Source organism: Mesorhizobium sp. M4B.F.Ca.ET.143.01.1.1 (assembly GCF_004792275.1).
In the GTDB taxonomy this organism is placed as follows: Bacteria; Pseudomonadota; Alphaproteobacteria; order Rhizobiales; family Rhizobiaceae; genus Mesorhizobium; species Mesorhizobium abyssinicae.
This window is the reverse complement of sequence record NZ_SRSR01000003.1, coordinates 10,932-26,832: the sequence shown is the minus strand read 5'-3', so window position 1 is coordinate 26,832 and position 15,901 is coordinate 10,932. Positions and strand designations below refer to the sequence as shown.

At 60.2% G+C, this 15,901-nt stretch carries 15 protein-coding genes; 3 read left to right on the top strand and 12 right to left on the bottom strand.

The window, feature by feature from the left end; all coding sequences use genetic code 11:
- The first annotated feature begins 55 nt into the window (after positions 1–55).
- The gene (locus tag EN786_RS07650) at positions 56–1,141 is read left to right on the top strand and encodes an ABC transporter ATP-binding protein (RefSeq protein WP_127308689.1); all 1,086 of its coding nucleotides are present in this window, start codon (positions 56–58) and stop codon (positions 1,139–1,141) included.
- A 42-nt stretch (positions 1,142–1,183) separates the two neighbouring features.
- Here EN786_RS07650 and EN786_RS07645 read toward each other — a convergent pair whose 3' ends face one another.
- The 6 genes from EN786_RS07645 to EN786_RS07620 all read right to left on the bottom strand — a co-directional run bounded on the left by EN786_RS07645 (position 1,184) and on the right by EN786_RS07620 (position 8,496).
- Positions 1,184–2,026 (bottom strand): carbohydrate ABC transporter permease, encoded by an 843-nt coding sequence (locus EN786_RS07645; RefSeq protein WP_127308688.1) that lies wholly within the window; start codon positions 2,024–2,026, stop codon positions 1,184–1,186.
- A complete protein-coding gene (locus EN786_RS07640; RefSeq protein WP_127308687.1) occupies positions 2,023–2,907 on the bottom strand; it encodes a sugar ABC transporter permease in 885 nt (294 codons plus the stop codon). The genes EN786_RS07645 and EN786_RS07640 overlap by 4 nt, the downstream gene beginning before the upstream one ends.
- A gap of 59 nt (positions 2,908–2,966) precedes the next feature.
- Complete coding sequence (locus EN786_RS07635) at positions 2,967–4,241, bottom strand: extracellular solute-binding protein (protein WP_127282718.1); 1,275 nt, start codon at positions 4,239–4,241, stop codon at positions 2,967–2,969.
- A gap of 113 nt (positions 4,242–4,354) precedes the next feature.
- Entirely contained in the window at positions 4,355–5,860 is a 1,506-nt protein-coding gene (locus tag EN786_RS07630) for an alpha-N-arabinofuranosidase (protein WP_127282719.1), read from the bottom strand.
- A 213-nt stretch (positions 5,861–6,073) separates the two neighbouring features.
- Positions 6,074–7,000: a transcriptional regulator gene (locus tag EN786_RS07625; protein ID WP_127282720.1), complete on the bottom strand. Its 927-nt coding sequence runs from the start codon at positions 6,998–7,000 to the stop codon at positions 6,074–6,076.
- Between the two features lie 557 nt (positions 7,001–7,557).
- Positions 7,558–8,496, bottom strand: a complete 939-nt coding sequence (locus tag EN786_RS07620; protein ID WP_127282721.1) for a LysR family transcriptional regulator — start codon at positions 8,494–8,496, stop codon at positions 7,558–7,560.
- A 98-nt stretch (positions 8,497–8,594) separates the two neighbouring features.
- On the opposite strand from EN786_RS07620, the gene EN786_RS07615 reads away from it, so the two are divergent.
- Together EN786_RS07615 and EN786_RS07610 are read left to right on the top strand one after the other, a co-directional pair.
- The gene (locus EN786_RS07615; protein WP_135908126.1) at positions 8,595–9,158 is read left to right on the top strand and encodes an NAD(P)H-dependent oxidoreductase; all 564 of its coding nucleotides are present in this window, start codon (positions 8,595–8,597) and stop codon (positions 9,156–9,158) included.
- 11 nt (positions 9,159–9,169) lie between these two features.
- On the top strand, positions 9,170–10,069 hold the full coding sequence (locus EN786_RS07610; protein WP_189340162.1) for a DMT family transporter: 900 nt from the start codon (positions 9,170–9,172) through the stop codon (positions 10,067–10,069).
- Positions 10,070–10,257: 188 nt separating this feature from the next.
- Here the strand turns inward: EN786_RS07610 and EN786_RS07605 are convergent, their stop codons facing one another.
- Genes EN786_RS07605 through ltnD form a run of 6 tightly spaced genes read right to left on the bottom strand, consistent with a single transcriptional unit; the run spans position 10,258 to position 15,895 of the window.
- The gene (locus tag EN786_RS07605; protein ID WP_127282724.1) at positions 10,258–11,289 is read right to left on the bottom strand and encodes a zinc-binding dehydrogenase; all 1,032 of its coding nucleotides are present in this window, start codon (positions 11,287–11,289) and stop codon (positions 10,258–10,260) included.
- Positions 11,290–11,328: 39 nt separating this feature from the next.
- Positions 11,329–12,240, bottom strand: a complete 912-nt coding sequence (locus tag EN786_RS07600; RefSeq protein ID WP_127308685.1) for an NAD(P)-dependent oxidoreductase — start codon at positions 12,238–12,240, stop codon at positions 11,329–11,331.
- Between the two features lie 58 nt (positions 12,241–12,298).
- Positions 12,299–13,057, bottom strand: coding sequence for a TIM barrel protein (locus EN786_RS07595; protein ID WP_127282726.1), 759 nt, complete (start codon positions 13,055–13,057; stop codon positions 12,299–12,301).
- On the bottom strand, positions 13,054–13,704 hold the full coding sequence (locus tag EN786_RS07590) for an aldolase (RefSeq protein WP_127282727.1): 651 nt from the start codon (positions 13,702–13,704) through the stop codon (positions 13,054–13,056). Before EN786_RS07590 ends, EN786_RS07595 begins: the two co-directional genes overlap by 4 nt.
- Entirely contained in the window at positions 13,701–14,969 is a 1,269-nt protein-coding gene (gene otnK, locus EN786_RS07585; protein ID WP_127308684.1) for a 3-oxo-tetronate kinase, read from the bottom strand. Before otnK ends, EN786_RS07590 begins: the two co-directional genes overlap by 4 nt.
- Positions 14,966–15,895, bottom strand: a complete 930-nt coding sequence (gene ltnD / locus EN786_RS07580) for an L-threonate dehydrogenase (protein ID WP_127282729.1) — start codon at positions 15,893–15,895, stop codon at positions 14,966–14,968. Before ltnD ends, otnK begins: the two co-directional genes overlap by 4 nt.
- Positions 15,896–15,901: the final 6 nt, after the last annotated feature.

Genomic DNA, 15,901 nt, shown 5'->3' with positions numbered 1-15,901 from the left:
ATTCCTTGACATCGGGTATTTATCCGAAATTATGTAGGAAAGAAGGATCGCAAGCATGACGGGAATCACGCTTTCGGGCGTATCAAAGCACTTCGGCGCCGTCGAAGTGATCCGTGACGTGAGCCTGGACATCGAGCCGGGAGAACTGGTCGTCTTTCTCGGTCCTTCCGGTTCCGGCAAGACGACGCTGCTGCGCATGATCGCCGGCCTCGAAAGCATTGACGTGGGCACGCTGACGATCGACGGGGTGCGCTCGGAGAACCTTGCGCCGGGCAGGCGCAACGTTGCGATGGTCTTCCAGAATTATGCTCTTTACCCACATATGACGGTCGCGGAGAACATGGCCTTTGGGCTGAGGAACATTCGGGTCGCGCCGGATGTCATCCGCCAGCGGATCGCCGAGGCTGCGCGTATCCTGGAGATCGAAGCGCTGCTTCACCGACGGCCGTCGCAGCTCTCCGGCGGGCAGCGCCAGCGCGTGGCCATCGGGCGTGCGATCGTCAAGGAGCCCAAGGCATTCCTGTTCGACGAGCCACTCTCCAATCTGGACGCGGCGCTTCGCGCCCGTACACGCGTTGAGCTTGCCGAACTGCATCAGCGTTTGAAGTCGACGATGATCTACGTCACCCACGATCAGGTGGAGGCGATGACGCTCGCCGACCGCATTGTGATCCTCAACAATTGCCGGATAGAGCAGATGGGAAGACCCGTCGATGTCTATGCACGTCCGGCGTCGCGATTCGTCGCGACCTTCGTCGGGTCGCCGGCAATGAACATCCTGCCTGTTACGGTTTCGGGCTCAGGCGACAGGCTCAATGCGCGCTTGACCGATGGATCGCTCGTCGAACTTCCTGGCACGCCGGCCAACATGGATTGGCGCGAACTCGGAGTACGGCCGGAATCTCTGACTGTCGTCGCTGAGGGCAATCAAACATCCGCCACGGCCACCGTTGTCGAGCGCCTTGGCGAGCGAACGCTCGTCTATGCGCGGCTCGCGGATGGGACGCAGGTGACGGCACAGGATCGCGGGCTTTCGAGCGTCAAACCAGGCGACGCCGTTCGGCTGAAGTTCGACACCACGGCCCTGCATCTCTTCGCCGCGGACGGGTCGGCCTGGCACGCACGCGCCGACGGAGACTGAACCCGCCGAGCCGGTCGTGCCCTCCGGCATCTTGCCGGGGCTCTAGCCCTTGATACCTGCCGAGAGCGTTATCGCTTCGGTCACCCGGCGCTGGAAGAAGAGGTAGGCCAGTGCCACCGGCATGCCGGCCAGTACGGCCGCCGACAGCTGGCGTGCGTAGTAGACACCGAAGGCGTCGTTGACCTGCGTGATGCCGACCGTGATGGTCATCATCTCGGTGCGGGTCACCGAGAGGAACGGCCACAAGAAGGCGTTCCACGTCCAGATGAAGCAGACGATCGACAGCGCCGTCGTTACCCCCCAGTTCATCGGCATGTAGATCTTGAAGAGGATCCCGAATTCAGACGCATTGTCCATGACCGCAGCCTCGCGGAAGTCCTTCGGGACCTGATCGAAAAACTGCTTGTACACGATGATGATGACGGGGTGGATGAGCTGCGGCAACATGATTCCGGCCCAGCTGTTGAGCACGCCGAGGTTGGCGACCAGCACGAAGTGATTGATGATCAGCGCCGAAGTCGGCACCATGAAGGAGGCAAGGATCAGCCACCAAAGCGCGATCCGTCCCGGGAACCGCAACTGCGAGATTGCGTAGCCGCACAGCATCGAGATGAAGATGGTGATGACCGTCACGCCGACCGCGACCGCCACTGAATTGACGTACCAGGCGCCGATCTGCGTGGTGGTCAGGGCGCTGATGTAGTTCTCCAGCGTCGGCGTCTCGGGCCAGAGTTCGATGTAGGGCCGCACGACCTCGTCGTCCGGTTTGAGCGATGAGATCACACCCCAGTAGAGCGGAAACGCCCATAGGACGGCCCAGACGAGCGTCAGTGCGGTGATGATCCCGCCCCAGAAGTTCCAGCGTTGCGCAGCCGCGGCGTTCATCGGCGCCGCCTTTCGGCGAACCGGAGCAGTTGGAATTGCAGGACCGAGACGACCACCACAAGCACGAAGAGGGTGACGGCGACGGCCGCCGCCCTGCCTCCCTGGTTCTGCTGGAAGGCCTTCTGGAAGACGTAGTAGACGAGCACCATATTGTCGTTCGGCCGGCCGCCGATCGAGAACAGATAGACCTGGTCGAAGATCTTGAGCTGCAGGATGAGCTGGATGGTGAACACCAGCGAGGTGATCGGCCACAGCAGCGGCCAGGTGATGCGCCGGAACGTGGTCCATCGCGTCGAGTTGTCGAGCGCCGCGGCTTCGTAGATCTCCGCTGGTATGGACCGCAGCCCGGCAAGGAAGAGGAGGATCGAGAAGCCCGCGGTCCACCAGATTGTCACTCCGGCCACAGCCGGCAAGTACCAGACGCGCGACTTGAAGACCGGCACGCGCGGGATCCCGAGCCAGTCCAGCACATGCATCGCGATCCCGAACTGGAAATTCAGCGTCCAGTCCCAGATCAGGTAGACGACGGACACCGGCAGGATGTAAGGCAGGAAGAACAGCGCCAGCACGATCGACTGGAAGCGGCCCTTGAGCCGCGACACGCCTAGCGCGATCAACAGGGCGATGAGTGTCCCTGGGACGACCGTCATCAGAACGAAATAAGCGGTGTTCCAGAGCGCGCGCCGGAACATCGGGTCGTTGTCGAGCCGCAGGTAGTTGTCGAGACCAACCCACCGACCCGCGCCGATCAGCGGCGCATCGGTGAAGGAGATGCGGAACATCTGGACCATCGGATAGACGAACGCCAGCAGATAGATCGCCAGGAAGGGAGCGACCAGCACCAGCGCGACAAGACGTTCAGTGCGGGAGTTGCGAAGCATGGCTCTTCCTCAAATATGACTGGGACCGCTCTGGACAGGACGGTCCCAGCCTTTGAGCCCTACATGCTGTTCAGCTCATCCTTGATGGATTTCACCGCCTCGCCGGGGTCCATCTCTCCATTGAGGGTCGGCACAAAATAATTGGACATGATGTCGAAGATCGGCCCGGCGACACCAGCCTTGGGCGACTTCGGATCGAAGATCATGTTGGCCGTCAGCGTCGAGTAGGTCGCATTGGGCTCCATTGCCTTGTATTCAGCCGTTTCGGTGACTGGCTTGTAGGCCGGGATGTGCCCTGCCGTGGCCCAAAACAGCGAGTGCTTGTCCATCCAGGAGATCACCTCGAGAACGGCGGCGCGCTTTTCCGGGCTGATTTCCTTGCCCTTGTTCTTCGGGATTGCGAATGAATGGCTGTCCGCATAGGTGCATGGCTTGTCGAAGATCACCGGGATCTCGACGGCGCCCCAGTCGAACAGCTTGCCTTGCTTGGCGAGGTCGGTCATCGTGGGAACTTCCCAGACGCCGTTGATCATCATTGCGGCCTTGCCCGAGGTGAACAGGGCGACGGTCGCGGGATAGTCCGTATAGGTCGACTGCAGCCCGGCCTTCGTCCACCCTTGCAGAACCGCTAACGCTTTCGCCAGCTTTTCAGGATTGTCGCCGGCGAGGAACTCGTTGCCCGTCAGAAGCTCGCCGCCTTGCTGGCACACCAGCGAATAAATGGTGCGGTACATGAAGTTGCCGTCGGCGGTGACGCTGCCCAGCGGGAACTCGACGCCGGCATCCTTCAACTTCTGCAGTGTCGCGGTAAATTCCTCCTTGTTTCTCATACCCACGGGACGGCCGTCGTCGCCGAGCACGCCTGCCTTCTTCAGGAGGACGCGATTGTAGTACAGGACGATCGGATGGGTATCGAGCGGCACCGCGTATTGCTTGCCGTCGACCGTCACGGCGCCCATCGTCGTCTGGGCGAAGTCCGAGGCCGAGAGGCCCATCTTGCTCATATCGTCGGCGGTGATTTCTTCGAGAATGTCCTGGCTCACCGCCAAGGGGATGCGGCTGGCATGATAGGTCATGACGTCAGGCGCCTCACCGACAGCGGCCGAGGTCTGCACCTTCGCGTAGAAGGGCGTGCCCCACTCCAGCGTCGTGGCGTCGATCTTGATCTTGCCGGCGTGGGCGGCGTTGAAGTCGGAGATCATCTGCTTCATGCGCACACCGTCACCGCCGCCGAGGAAATCCCACCATGCGACGGTTTCTTCGGCCTGGGCCGCGACGGCCCAAAATCCTCCGGCCGCAACCACCGCTAGGGCCATCATCTTGCGAAAGTTCATCTCAGCTCCTCCCGAGTACGGCGGTTAGATCCGCCTTGAACGTCTCAATGCTACACCAAACCGAACCGCCTGCAACGGATTTTAGGGTATATATCAGATAATCGGATATTAACTCAGAGCGTCACGCGGACCATCGAGTAGGAATGCGGCGGCAAGTTAAGTGTCATTCCCTTGCTGGTGAGCGCTGCCCCGTTGCCTTTGACAGGCGATACGTTGTCCGGTGCGTCCTTCGTGTTGCAGGCCTCGAGATCGTCGTGACGGATGATCGTGTGCTCGATGGACTTGGCGGCGAACCGCTCGAGGGCGACGTCGGCCTCTATCGCCTCGGACCCGTGCCGGTTGATTGCAAAAAAGGTCAGCGTGCCGGCGCTCGAATCGTGCACGCCTGCAATGTCGAGCCACGGCACTTTGTCGGCCGCGGCCGCGTCATAGGTAGGCACCTCGACCGCGAGTTGCAGCGCGGTGCCGCGGCCGTGCCTGGAGGCCAGCATAAATGGCCAGTAGATCGTTTGCCGCCAGGCGGCGCCGCCGGGATCGGTCATGATCGGCGCGATCACGTTCACCAGTTGCGCGATGCAGGCGATGCGAACGATATCCGATCGGCGGATGAAGGTGTTGATGATGCAACCTACCTGCAGCACGTCCTCCAAATTGTAGATGTCTTCCAGAAGCCTGGGCGCTTCCGGCCAGTCCCAGCCGCGCATGCGCTCGGCGTCCTGCTTGCGCTGATGGTACCAGACGTTCCACTCGTCGAAAGAGATCTTCACATTCCGCTTCGAGCGCGTCTTGGCCTTCACGTAGTCGATGATGCCCGCGACTGTGCCAATGTAGCGATCTAGCTTGGCCGGAAGAGCGAGATATTCGGCCGTATTCTTCTCGTAATTCTCGAAATACATGTGGAGGGAGATGTAGTCGACCTGCTCGTAGGTCGCTTCCAACACCGTCGCTTCCCACTGCGGATAGGTCGGCATATTGGAATGCGACGAGCCGCACACGACCAGTTCCACCGTCGGGTCGAGGCCGCGCAGCGCCTTGGCTGTCTCGTTGGCGAGATGGCCGTATTCGCTGGCCGACTTATGGCCAACCTGCCAGGGACCGTCCATTTCATTGCCGAGACACCAGAGGCGGCAGTTCCAGGGTTGCGGGCGTCCGTTCTTGGCCCTGAGGTCGGACCAGTAGCTGCCGCCCGGGTGATTGACGTATTCAACGAACGCCCGCGCCTCGTCGAGGCCGCGCGAACCGAGATTGACGGCAAGCATCATCTCGGTGCCGGCTTTTTCGGCCCAGTCGGCGAATTCATGGATGCCAACCAGATTGGGCTCCGTGGTGCGCCACGCAAGATCGAGCCGCCGCGGGCGGCTCTCCTTTGGCCCTATGCCGTCTTCCCAATTGTAGGCGGATACGAAGTTGCCACCGGGGTAACGGCAGATCGGCGTGTCGAGCGCACGCACCAGCTCGATCACGTCCTTGCGCATTCCCTCTTCGTCCGCTTGCGGATGTCCGGGCTCGTAGATGCCCGTATAGACCGCCCGGCCAAGATGCTCGAGAAAGGAACCGTAAAGACGCTTGTCGATATCCGCGACGGCATAGGCGGCGTTCGCCGTGACTCTGGCCTTCATGATCCCTCCCACTGCGGACTATCAATCCGACTTTCCGATTTATATCCGGGTCATGGGTCAGTTAAGGGTGGAGTTTGCCCGCCCGTCAAGGGCCTGGAGCAATTCCAGGAAAGATGTGTGCGGCTTTCCTGGAAAACCCGTAGCGCTTTCTGTTGGAATACGTCCAAACAAAGAGTGGAGCAGTTCGCAGCTTCCGTGAGACCCGTGATGCCCTTAGGCCTTCAGCAGGCGCAGAACGATGTCGTTGCTGTAATTGCCGAAGCCGCTACCGAAGATGTTTATGCCGCCGGGGTGACGCGCATCTTCCTTCACGCCGATTCGTATCCGGATCGAGCGGTGCCGCTCGAGCTCCAGATCAGCCAGCGAGCATTTGGAAACCTTGTTGTTGTTGCGATAGGTGCCGTTGTTCGTGACGCGCCAGTGTGCGAGGTCGCCATATTGCGATCCGGCCAGCTTCCACCAGCCGGGCGTATGCTTGCCGCGCTTGTCGCCATAGTCGGCCGGCGCCGTCCAGGTATCTATCTCGTGCCCGTTGATCGCTACCGTGATGTCCGATGGCCAATCCTTCGATGTGCCCGGGACCTCCGACGAAAGCTCCATCGCTAGTTCCAATCCGCCGACCTTGGCATTGGCAAGCGTCGCATTGTTGGGAAACTGGTATTCGACGAAGCCGCGCGTGAACCACAGCAGCCCTGCCCGCATACGGTCAGGATCGAGAAAGGTGTCGGGCACATCGAGAAGTCCGATGACGCCGTCTTTTGAACACAGGCCGCAGGGAGCGGAAACTTCGCATCTCGTATAGAGTCCAAGCGGCATCGCCACTTCTATGACGCCGAGATCCTGCGCCGGGGTGCGGTCCTTAAAGACGACAACCAACTCGGAGAAAGTCGAATAGCAAACCTTCTGGCTTCCCTTGCGCGCCTTCTGCGATTTCGTCTCGATCAAACCGACATCGACAAGAACCTGGATGTTTGCGGAAATCGTTGATTGCGGAAGACCCAGTTCTTCGGCCACTTGATTGACGTTTTTCGGCCCCTTGCGGTGCAGCAGATCGAGAATCCGGACCCGGACCTCGCTCGCGAGGCTCTTCAACAAGTCAAGCCGCTCAAGCGGATCGACAACCATGATTTCATTCGACATATGGCCCCGCACTCGTCACACGAGGTTATGTATCAGCAGATCAGATACAAATAAAGACGGTGGCGTTATGCTCCCCTAGGGCCAATTTCGGATTCCAGGCATCCGAACAAGGCTCGCTCGCGCCGTTTCTCAGGCTGAAATTGTTCCGACTGGCGGGAGGGTCGTCCCTTGCGAGAGAAGAGCAACGCAGGCTTGCGGCGATCTTGGCTTCCGACGTGGCAGGTTTTCCGCCGCCAGGATCTGGCTAACCGGGCGAAGGAGCTGGCGATAAGTAATTGATAAACAACGACAATGGTGGTGCTGGCAGTCATATGCGAACCAGCCTCTGCGCCGATTTCCCTGTTAGGCGTCTAAAAACAGCGAATTTACAGAGTCTTTAGGCGCGCGGGCTGGTTTTAACGCGAAATAACGACGTTGATTCAATCCGTTATATGGATTTTCCCTAGGCAGCCTAACAGGGAAAAGCTTGAGCCAAACAGGGAAACCTCCGCCTTAAACAAACGGTGATCCACTGTGGGTGCCAGGTTTCGACCATGCCAAGCTGTACCGCTTCGACCTTAGTCCTTCCCAACACGTGAGGGGGTTTTCTCCGAAGCGGCAATCTCCTGAAGGGCCGATCGCAAAAATGCTGCCGCCGGCAACAAGGGTTTATCGAGCCGATGTGCAATATACGACCAGTTCACGGTCCTGCCGTCCTTCCCCAAAGCTGCCGCCGGAAGCGGCACGAGCCGCCCTTCTTTGAAGTCGTCCGCAATAAGCCATTCGGGAAGCCTGCCCCAGCCGACACCCGCTCGTATCAATTCGAGCTTTTCCGCCTGGCTCCCCACACGCCATCTTCGTTGCGACAAAACACCAAAGTCCATTCCTTGCGTGCGGCCGCTGGGATCGACCAGCACCACCTGAACGAAATCCGCGAGATCGACCGCACTCACTCGGGCTTCCTTGGCGCGGCTGGCGAGAGGGTGAGTGGCACCAACAACAGAGGTCAACGAAACGGGCGTGAGCGCCTCGAACTCCAACCGCGAATCTCTCAGGTCTTCGCCCACTGTGATCGCAATATCAGCTGTTCCGCCAAGCAGCGCATGCGCGGGTTGTCCCAACGTTCCACTACACAGCTCTACACTCACCGATGGAAAAGCGGCGTGGAGCCGGCCGAGCGCCTCGCCGATGATTGAAACGGGAAACAGCGTATCCGCCATCACGGTGAGTTCGATTTCGAGTCCGCTTCCCATGCCTCTTGCCTTGGCGCGCAGCAGGTCCGCCCGCAGCAGCAGCGAGCGACTGTCCTCCAGCAAAGCCCGACCTTCCACGGTCAGGACCGGCCGATGAGAGTTCCGGTCGAAAAGCGGCGTGCCCAGTTCCATTTCAAGATTCGCCACCGAATGGCTTACCGCGGACTGCGCGCGCCCCAGCCTGGCCGCGGCCAGGCGAAAGCTGCCGGCTTCCGCCACGGCGACAAACATGCGTAGTTGGTCAAGCGTCAGAGCGTCGAGCATGATCGATTAGATAGATCATGCTTAGCGAAATTTTAGCAATCCCATAGATCGACAGAGCATGGCATTGGTTCCGCATCCACAATGACGTCGGAATTGAAATGAGCGAGCATCTCAAACTTGCGGTGCTGATCGGGAGCACCCGTGAACAGCGATATGGAGGCAAGGTCGGACATTGGTTCGCGCGCGAAGCCGGCCAGTTCGACGTTTCAGTCATCGATATCGCCGAAATCGAGTTGCCGCCTCTCCACCCCACAGAGCCTACGCCGGCCACCAGCGCGCTTATGCGCCAGCTTGCAGACGCCGACGCTTTCGTGGTGGTAACGCCCGAATACAATCACAGCTATCCGGCCCATCTCAAACACGCGATAGACCAGGCGAACGAGGAATGGCACGCAAAGGCCATCGGGTTTGTGTCATATGGCGGTGTCTCCGGCGGGCTGAGAGCGGTGGAGCATCTCAGGCAGGTCTTTGCCGAGCTTCACGCCGTCACCGTCCGCGATGCCGTGAGCTTCCACGCCGTCTGGGAGCATTTTTCCGGCGACGCGGGCCCCTTGAATCCCGACAGGAGTTCGGGAGCGGCAAAGACCATGCTGCATCAGCTCAAATGGTGGGCCACTGCTCTGAAAGAGGCGCGGTCCCGCCTCGCCTACACCGTCAGTTGATGGGCGTTGCGATGATTTCGCAGAGATTGACGGCGGCGGTGCTGATGTCCGCGGCCATGACGCTGGTCGGGTCCGGCGTCGTTGCGTCCAAGGTGATAGCGGGCGGGATGCATCCACTTCTGGCGGTGCCCCTGCGGTTCCTGATCTCGACCCCGATCTTCATTGGCCTCATCTATCTGACAAGGACCGCTACCCCTCGGCTGACGGTGCGCCAGTTCTTGATCGTCGCGCTCCAAGCCGCCGCGGGAAGCGCCGGCTACAGCATCCTGATGATTGTCGCCTTGGCGATGACAACCAGCGCAAGTGCAGGCGTCATTCATGGCTTGCTGCCGGTATTGGCCGCCCTCGTTACAACACTTGCCTTGGGAGAACGGCTAAGCGCCAGGCTTTGGGTCGCCATCGCTGCAGCGACGTCAGGTGCGTTGCTGGTCAATTTCTCATCCTCAAGCGGGATGGGATTTGATGTCAGGCAATTGATGGGAAACTTGTTCGTCGTGACCGCGGTCTCGGGAGAGGCGCTGTTTGCGATCCTGAACAAGAGAATTGGGATACCGCTGCCGCCCCTCTACCTCGCGGCCTTGATGAGTGGCATCTCGCTGGCCCTGACACTGCCGCTCGCCGTCCTTGCGTTTATGTTTGGCTCGGTGGAGTACACCGGTCCAGCCTTGCTGGCGACGGGCTATATCAGTGTGTTTCCGACGGTTCTTGGGTTTTGGCTCTGGTATTCAGGTTCGTCAAGAGTCACCGGCGGCGAAGCGGGCATCTTCATGTCCGTCCTGCCGGTCGCCGCACTACTTCTCTCCTACCTTTTCCTTGGGGAAGCGATCCGGCCAGGCCACATCGCCGGGATCAGCCTGGTGTTGATCGGAATTGCGGCTTCGGTTTCACGGTTGGGCCGCGGAAGCCCTTGAGTAGCAGGCTTGTCAGAGCTTATCGCAGGCGACCTGTGCTGCACTCCTCCGTCTTTGATTCCGTCAACCGAGCAGCGCGTTTCCAAACGACTGGCTACGGCAATTGCAGAGACGAGGCCGGAAATCGGGGTATATCGGCCCACAAAGGAACGTCTCCGCCAATTGTTGCGCGAAGCCGCCACTTTCCCTCAAAAAATGAAAGCGCCCTTCCCACTCACCTGGGCATCGAACACACGGTAGGCATCCTCGGCCTGATCAAGACGCCAACGGTGTGTGAACAGGCGATCGAGGTCGAGATTGCGGGAAACAACGAAGTCCGCGCACGATTTCTGAGCAACGGTCGACATCGTGTAGGAGGTCATGACGGTGATCTGGCGATCAAGCATGGCTTGGGTATCGACTGTTACCTTTCCGCCAATTCCGACCATGCACACTTTGCCCCAAACGGCGATAGCTTGCAGCCCTGCCGCAGCGGCCTGGGGCGAGCCGGAGGTTTCTACCACCATCTCGACCCCCTGACCGCCGGTCAGTTCGCGCAGAACCTCGGCGACGTTGGCCTCGCGCGCGTTGATTGTTTCGTCAGCGCCGAACTGCCTCGCCATGGCGAGGCGGTCATCATCCAGATCGATCGCGATCACACGCGAACCGCGGGTAGACGCCAGGAGAGTTGCTGATAGCCCGACAGGGCCTTGGCCGAAGACAGCGATCGTCTCGTCTCCTCGCGGCTGCAGTCGTTCCAAGCCACCCCACGCTGTCCCGGTTCCGCAAGCGATGGCGGCACCGGCTTCGAAGCTCAACGAGTCGTGCAGCGGCACGAGTGTATCAGCAGAAACCTTCATATAAGGAGCGTGGGCGCCATGCGCATTGGCACTGTACGTCGTGCGCGTGATCGGCTCGCAAAGTTGTGGCCAGCCGGTCCGACAGTGACGGCAAACGGTGCAACCATGGTAATGGTGCACCATCACCCGATCGCCTACCAGGGCGACATGTCGTGGTACGCCTCGACCTACGGCCGCCACGATACCAGATGGCTCGTGACCGCCGATCACGCGAGACTCAGGCGGGCGGCTAAGGTCTTGTGGCGCCCGATAGGGGTGGAGATCGCTGCCGCACATTCCCGAGGCCTTGATCTCAACAACAACCTCGCCATCTCCAGGTGTTGGGTCATTGACTTCGACCAGGGCCAAGCGCCGTTCGCCCAAAAAAACAATGCCCTTCAATTCCGCTCTCCCGCGATATCGATGTTGCCGGAGGCGTCGCTATCGAGCTGTTTCCGCCAGGTTCAGCCCGTTGAGCGCACCTACGTGGTCGCTCAGCATCGGAACAAAATCACTCGCGTGTCCAATAGCTTCCACATGGGCGTAGTAGTGCCTTGCGGCCGAGGCCATTATGCTCACCACCTGCGCTTCGGCAGCCATGGTGGTGACATAACGGAGGTCCTTAGCCGCATTGGCGATCGTGAATTTGTGAGCGTCGCGGTCGCGATCCACCACGTACCGCATGAAGGTGTCGAAGAAGCCGTTGCCCATGCGGCTCGGGCCAATCACGTCACGAATGACCTTCGGCGCGATGCCGACCTTGGCGCCAAGCACCACCGCTTCCGAGAACAGTGCCCCATACGACATGCCGATGAAGTTCATCAAAAGCTTCATCTTGTGCCCACTGCCTACAGGCCCGACATGGGTGATCGTGCCGGCCCAGCATTCAATGATCGGACGGACGACTTCCAGCAGGTTCTCGTCGCAACCGACCATCGCGTCGAGTGTACCCGCCTCAGCTTCCTTGGGCGTGCGCCCCAAGGGGGCATCGACCAGTCGAGCACCTTTTTCGGACAACTCCGCTGCGAGCTTAGCCGTGGAACCGGGATCAGCGGTGGAAGCGTCGATGACGATCAGTCCGCTTCGAGCGCCGGCAATGATCCCGTCTTCGCCCCGGACGACGCTTTCGACATGGTGTGAGCTGGGGAGGCATATTTGGATGACGTCACACTTGCCTGCCATGTCTTTTGGGCTTGCGGACTCTTGGGCGCCTATCGAAATCAGGCTTTCGACCGACGCGCGATTAAAGGGGTCGCGGACCCACATTTCGTAGCCGCCTTTGCGTATGTTTTTCGCAATCCCATGGCCCATGAGGCCAAGACCGATAAATCCGACAACGGGTCTGTCGCTCATCAAATCATCCTTTTCTGCTCGTCCGCTCATGGAATGCCCGCGGCGCCGTTTCTTTTTGTCATCGATGGCGAGCGAGCCATGAAAGATCTGGCTTCGCACCGCCTTGCGGCAGGTATTCCGCTCCAATCGGAGCGACCCAACCCAGTTCGGCTATGCGCGGCAGGACGTGGGCGTAGTCGAGTTCGCCATGGTCTGGTTCACCGCGATCCGGCACTGATGCGATTTGGATATGCCCAACGAACGGAAGCAACGACACAAGCCGCCTCGTCACATCTCCCTCCATGATCTGAACATGGTAGCAATCGAACATCAGCTTCAGGTTGGGCCGACCGACCTCACGGATGATATCCATGGCTTGCGACGTTGTGCCCAGGAAGTAGCCAGGGGCATTGTAGTGGTTCAGCGGCTCGATCAGAACAGTGATCGTATCGCCGGCCGCATCGCAGGCATAGATAAGGTTTTCGGTGAATGCGGCTCGGGCGCGCGGTCCGCTGCAGTTTCCGGCCATGACGTGGACGGCCGAAGCTTTGATCTCGGTGGCATAGGCAAGCGCCTCGTCGATTGCCGAACGTGCTTCCCCCTGACGGCCAGGCAAGGCTGCGAGACCATTTTCCCCGGCTCCGGTTTTCCCCCGCCTTGTATTCAGACCGAGCATGGAGAGGCCGGCGTCTTCCAAGGCGGCCTTCGTCGCAGACGCTGGAGTATCAAAGGGCCAATGGCATTCAACCGCGTCGAATCCGGCTGCGCCGGCGGCGCGAATAGCCTCTGGCAGCGAACGGTCTGACCACAGAAAGCCTAGATTGGCCGAGAACTTCATGCGTCCCACTCGATATTGAAAGCAGTGACCACTTCACGAATTTGCGGGCCGGTGAGCAGGCGCGGCCCAAGGCCGCGCAACAGCAGAGCAAGACGCGCCGTGGCTTCCAATTCCTCGATCGCATTGCACGCCGCTTCGACATCTTTCCCGGCAACGACCGGCCCGTGGTTGGCGAGCATCACGGCGGATCGCTTGCCGGCCAAACCGCGAACCGCGTTGCCCATCGCCGGATCACCGGGGCGGAAGAACGGCAACAGTTTCACGCGGCCGAGCTGCATCACGGCATAAGGTGTCAGCGGCGGCAGGAAATTGTCTTCATCGAGATCGCTCAGCATCGACCAGGCGACCGCGTGACAGCTATGCAAATGCACGACCGCGCCAGTCTGATTTCTGGTTTCGTAGAAGGCGGAGTGGAGCGGCATTTCCTTGGTGGGAGCATCGCCGTCTATGTGTCGCCCCTGCGCGTCGAAATGGCTGAGACGGCCTGGGTTGAGCCGCCCGAAACTGGTGCCGGTAGGCGATACCAACAGACCCCCGTCGTCCGTTCGAGCCGAAATATTACCGGTCGAGCCGTGTGTCAGCCCTCTGTCGAACATCGACTTGGCCAACGTGCATATTTGTTCGCGCAGGCGAGCGTTCTGCGTCACTTGTCCAACACCTCCAGCGCATGACTGAAAAAGGCTTCACTGCCAAAATTCCCAGACTTCAACGCCACGGCAACGTCATGGCCCCCCGTTCGGGCAAAGCACCACGGGACCCCCGGCGCGATTTCGATTCCAACATCGAGCTTGGTTATACTGAGCGCCTTGGCGACTGCTCCAGACGTCTCTCCGCCGGCCACGACGTAGCGTCGTGCACCGAGTTCACGAGCTTTGACGGCGCAGGTGGCCAGAGTGCGTTCGACCAGCAGGCTGGCCCGATCAACGCCAAGGGTTTCTTGCGCCGCCCGAACGGCACTGGGCTCAGCAGTCGCATAGACAATCGGGGCTGCATCCGGCGCTTGTTTCGACAACCAATCCAGAACCTCGTCCGAGCCGTTCTGCGCGATACGGAGAGGATCCAGCCGGAAGCCCGGCCGACCACTTGCGAGATAGGCCGAGACTTGTCGGTTTGTCATGGCCGAACAACTGCCCGAAAGAACGATTGCCATTCCGTGTTCGGCGCGTCGCCTTTCTCTCTCCTCGTTTCGGGTGAGAACACCCTTGTCCAGCCATATCTGCGGCAAAGGCATGGCCACTGCGCTTCCGCCAGTCATGAGCGTCATGTCGTGGCAAGCAAGGCCGATGGTGCGGAGATCGTCATTGGCGACAGCGTCTATGACGACGTGGGCCACCCCCTCGGCATGGAGTTGCGCGAGTCTTGCGCGGAGCGCCTCCGGACCTGTCGCCACAACGAGCCTGTTGGCCAGTCCGACGGCCGCGGTCACCTGCGGTTCAAGGAGCCTCATGAGGTTGGAGTCCCTCATTGGCGTCAAAGGATGATCCTTCATGGAGCTTTCGGAGAGCGGTTGCTCGCCTACGAACAGATTTCCCATGAAGATTGCGCGGCCATTTTCGGGAAAAGCCGGGCAGTAAATGGTTTGGGTCGTTCCGAGCGCCCGCATGAGCGCCTCCGCCACAGGACCTATATTGCCACGCGGCGTCGAATCGAAAGTCGAGCAGTACTTCCAGAAGAACCGCTCGGCACCCGCCCGACGCAGCCAATCGAGAGCGGTAAGGGTCTGGTTGACGGCTTCCTCGGTCGGGGCATTGCGGCATTTGAGGGCGATGATCTCAAGTGCGGCAGTGTCCGTGGGGGACTCGTTGGGCACGCCCATGCGCAACGAAACCCGGACTCCGGAGCGCGCGAGAAGACCGGCCAGATCGGTCGCACCAGTAAGATCATCCGCAATTGCGCCGAAAAAGGTGGTCATGGCCTCCAGCCCGTCTCCCTATCGGCCGTCTCGGGCATCTCCTGCCTAGGCAGTTTGAGGCCAGCGGTACGAGCATAAACTTTCGCCACTGCGGCGTCGTCCTCGCGTCCCAGGCCCATGCCTGCCGCCGCAATGAATTGCTGCAGGACGGCTGCCGTTATGGGTGCCGCAAACTTAGATTTCCGAGCAACGTCCAGTACAATGCCGAGGTCCTTCGGCCAGATATCGATCGCCGAGCGCGGCGTGTAGTCGCCTTCAACCACGTGCGGAGCCCTATTCTCCAGCATCCAGCTTGTACCCGCGCAAACCGGGATCACCTCTAGAAAGGTCTCTGGGCTGATACCTTGGGTTATGCCGAAGGTAATCGCTTCAGCCATCGCCGCTATGTGGATCCCGGCCAGCATCTGGTTGACCGCCTTCATCGCGGATCCAGCCCCAGCGCTGTCTCCCAATTCGAAAACCTTTTCGGCCATAGCGTCGAGAGCAGGGCGAGCCGCAGCGAAGGCTTGCGGTGCGCCGGAGGCCATGATGGAAAGTCTGCCATTCGCCGCCTTCACCGAGCCTCCTGAAATGGGTGCATCGAGAAAATGCAGGCCACGCGTCGCGCATCGATAGGCGACGCTGCGAGCATAGTCGGGGGCGACCGTGACACACATGATCACGACTGCACCGGGTGCCAGCTCAGACACCAGCCCGCGATCACCGAACAGCACCTCTTCGGTTTGATCTGAATTCAAGACAACAACGACAAGGGCATTCAGCTCAGCGGCGGCGGATTTGGGATCCACTTTCGATCCTCCCAGGGCACGCAAGCGTTCGACTGCTTCTGCGTTGACGTCGGCGCCATACACATCGTGGCCCGAACGAAGCAGCGACGTGGCAATGCCGAACCCCATCGAGCCAAGTCCAACTACGCCTACTTTCATGACCTG

What these genes read in the sequence shown, in the direction of transcription:
- ltnD (WP_127282729.1), bottom strand. Translation starts at nt 15,895, where the DNA reads ATGAAAGTAGGCGTAGTTGGACTTGGCTCGATGGGGTTCGGCATTGCC.
- EN786_RS07615 (WP_135908126.1), top strand. Translation starts at nt 8,595, where the DNA reads ATGAGCGAGCATCTCAAACTTGCGGTGCTGATCGGGAGCACCCGTGAA.
- EN786_RS07610 (WP_189340162.1), top strand. Translation starts at nt 9,170, where the DNA reads ATGATTTCGCAGAGATTGACGGCGGCGGTGCTGATGTCCGCGGCCATG.
- EN786_RS07645 (WP_127308688.1), bottom strand. Translation starts at nt 2,026, where the DNA reads ATGAACGCCGCGGCTGCGCAACGCTGGAACTTCTGGGGCGGGATCATC.
- EN786_RS07595 (WP_127282726.1), bottom strand. Translation starts at nt 13,057, where the DNA reads ATGAAGTTCTCGGCCAATCTAGGCTTTCTGTGGTCAGACCGTTCGCTG.
- EN786_RS07620 (WP_127282721.1), bottom strand. Translation starts at nt 8,496, where the DNA reads ATGCTCGACGCTCTGACGCTTGACCAACTACGCATGTTTGTCGCCGTG.
- EN786_RS07630 (WP_127282719.1), bottom strand. Translation starts at nt 5,860, where the DNA reads ATGAAGGCCAGAGTCACGGCGAACGCCGCCTATGCCGTCGCGGATATC.
- EN786_RS07650 (WP_127308689.1), top strand. Translation starts at nt 56, where the DNA reads ATGACGGGAATCACGCTTTCGGGCGTATCAAAGCACTTCGGCGCCGTC.
- EN786_RS07635 (WP_127282718.1), bottom strand. Translation starts at nt 4,241, where the DNA reads ATGAACTTTCGCAAGATGATGGCCCTAGCGGTGGTTGCGGCCGGAGGA.
- EN786_RS07640 (WP_127308687.1), bottom strand. Translation starts at nt 2,907, where the DNA reads ATGCTTCGCAACTCCCGCACTGAACGTCTTGTCGCGCTGGTGCTGGTC.
- otnK (WP_127308684.1), bottom strand. Translation starts at nt 14,969, where the DNA reads ATGACCACCTTTTTCGGCGCAATTGCGGATGATCTTACTGGTGCGACC.
- EN786_RS07600 (WP_127308685.1), bottom strand. Translation starts at nt 12,240, where the DNA reads ATGAGCGACAGACCCGTTGTCGGATTTATCGGTCTTGGCCTCATGGGC.
- EN786_RS07625 (WP_127282720.1), bottom strand. Translation starts at nt 7,000, where the DNA reads ATGTCGAATGAAATCATGGTTGTCGATCCGCTTGAGCGGCTTGACTTG.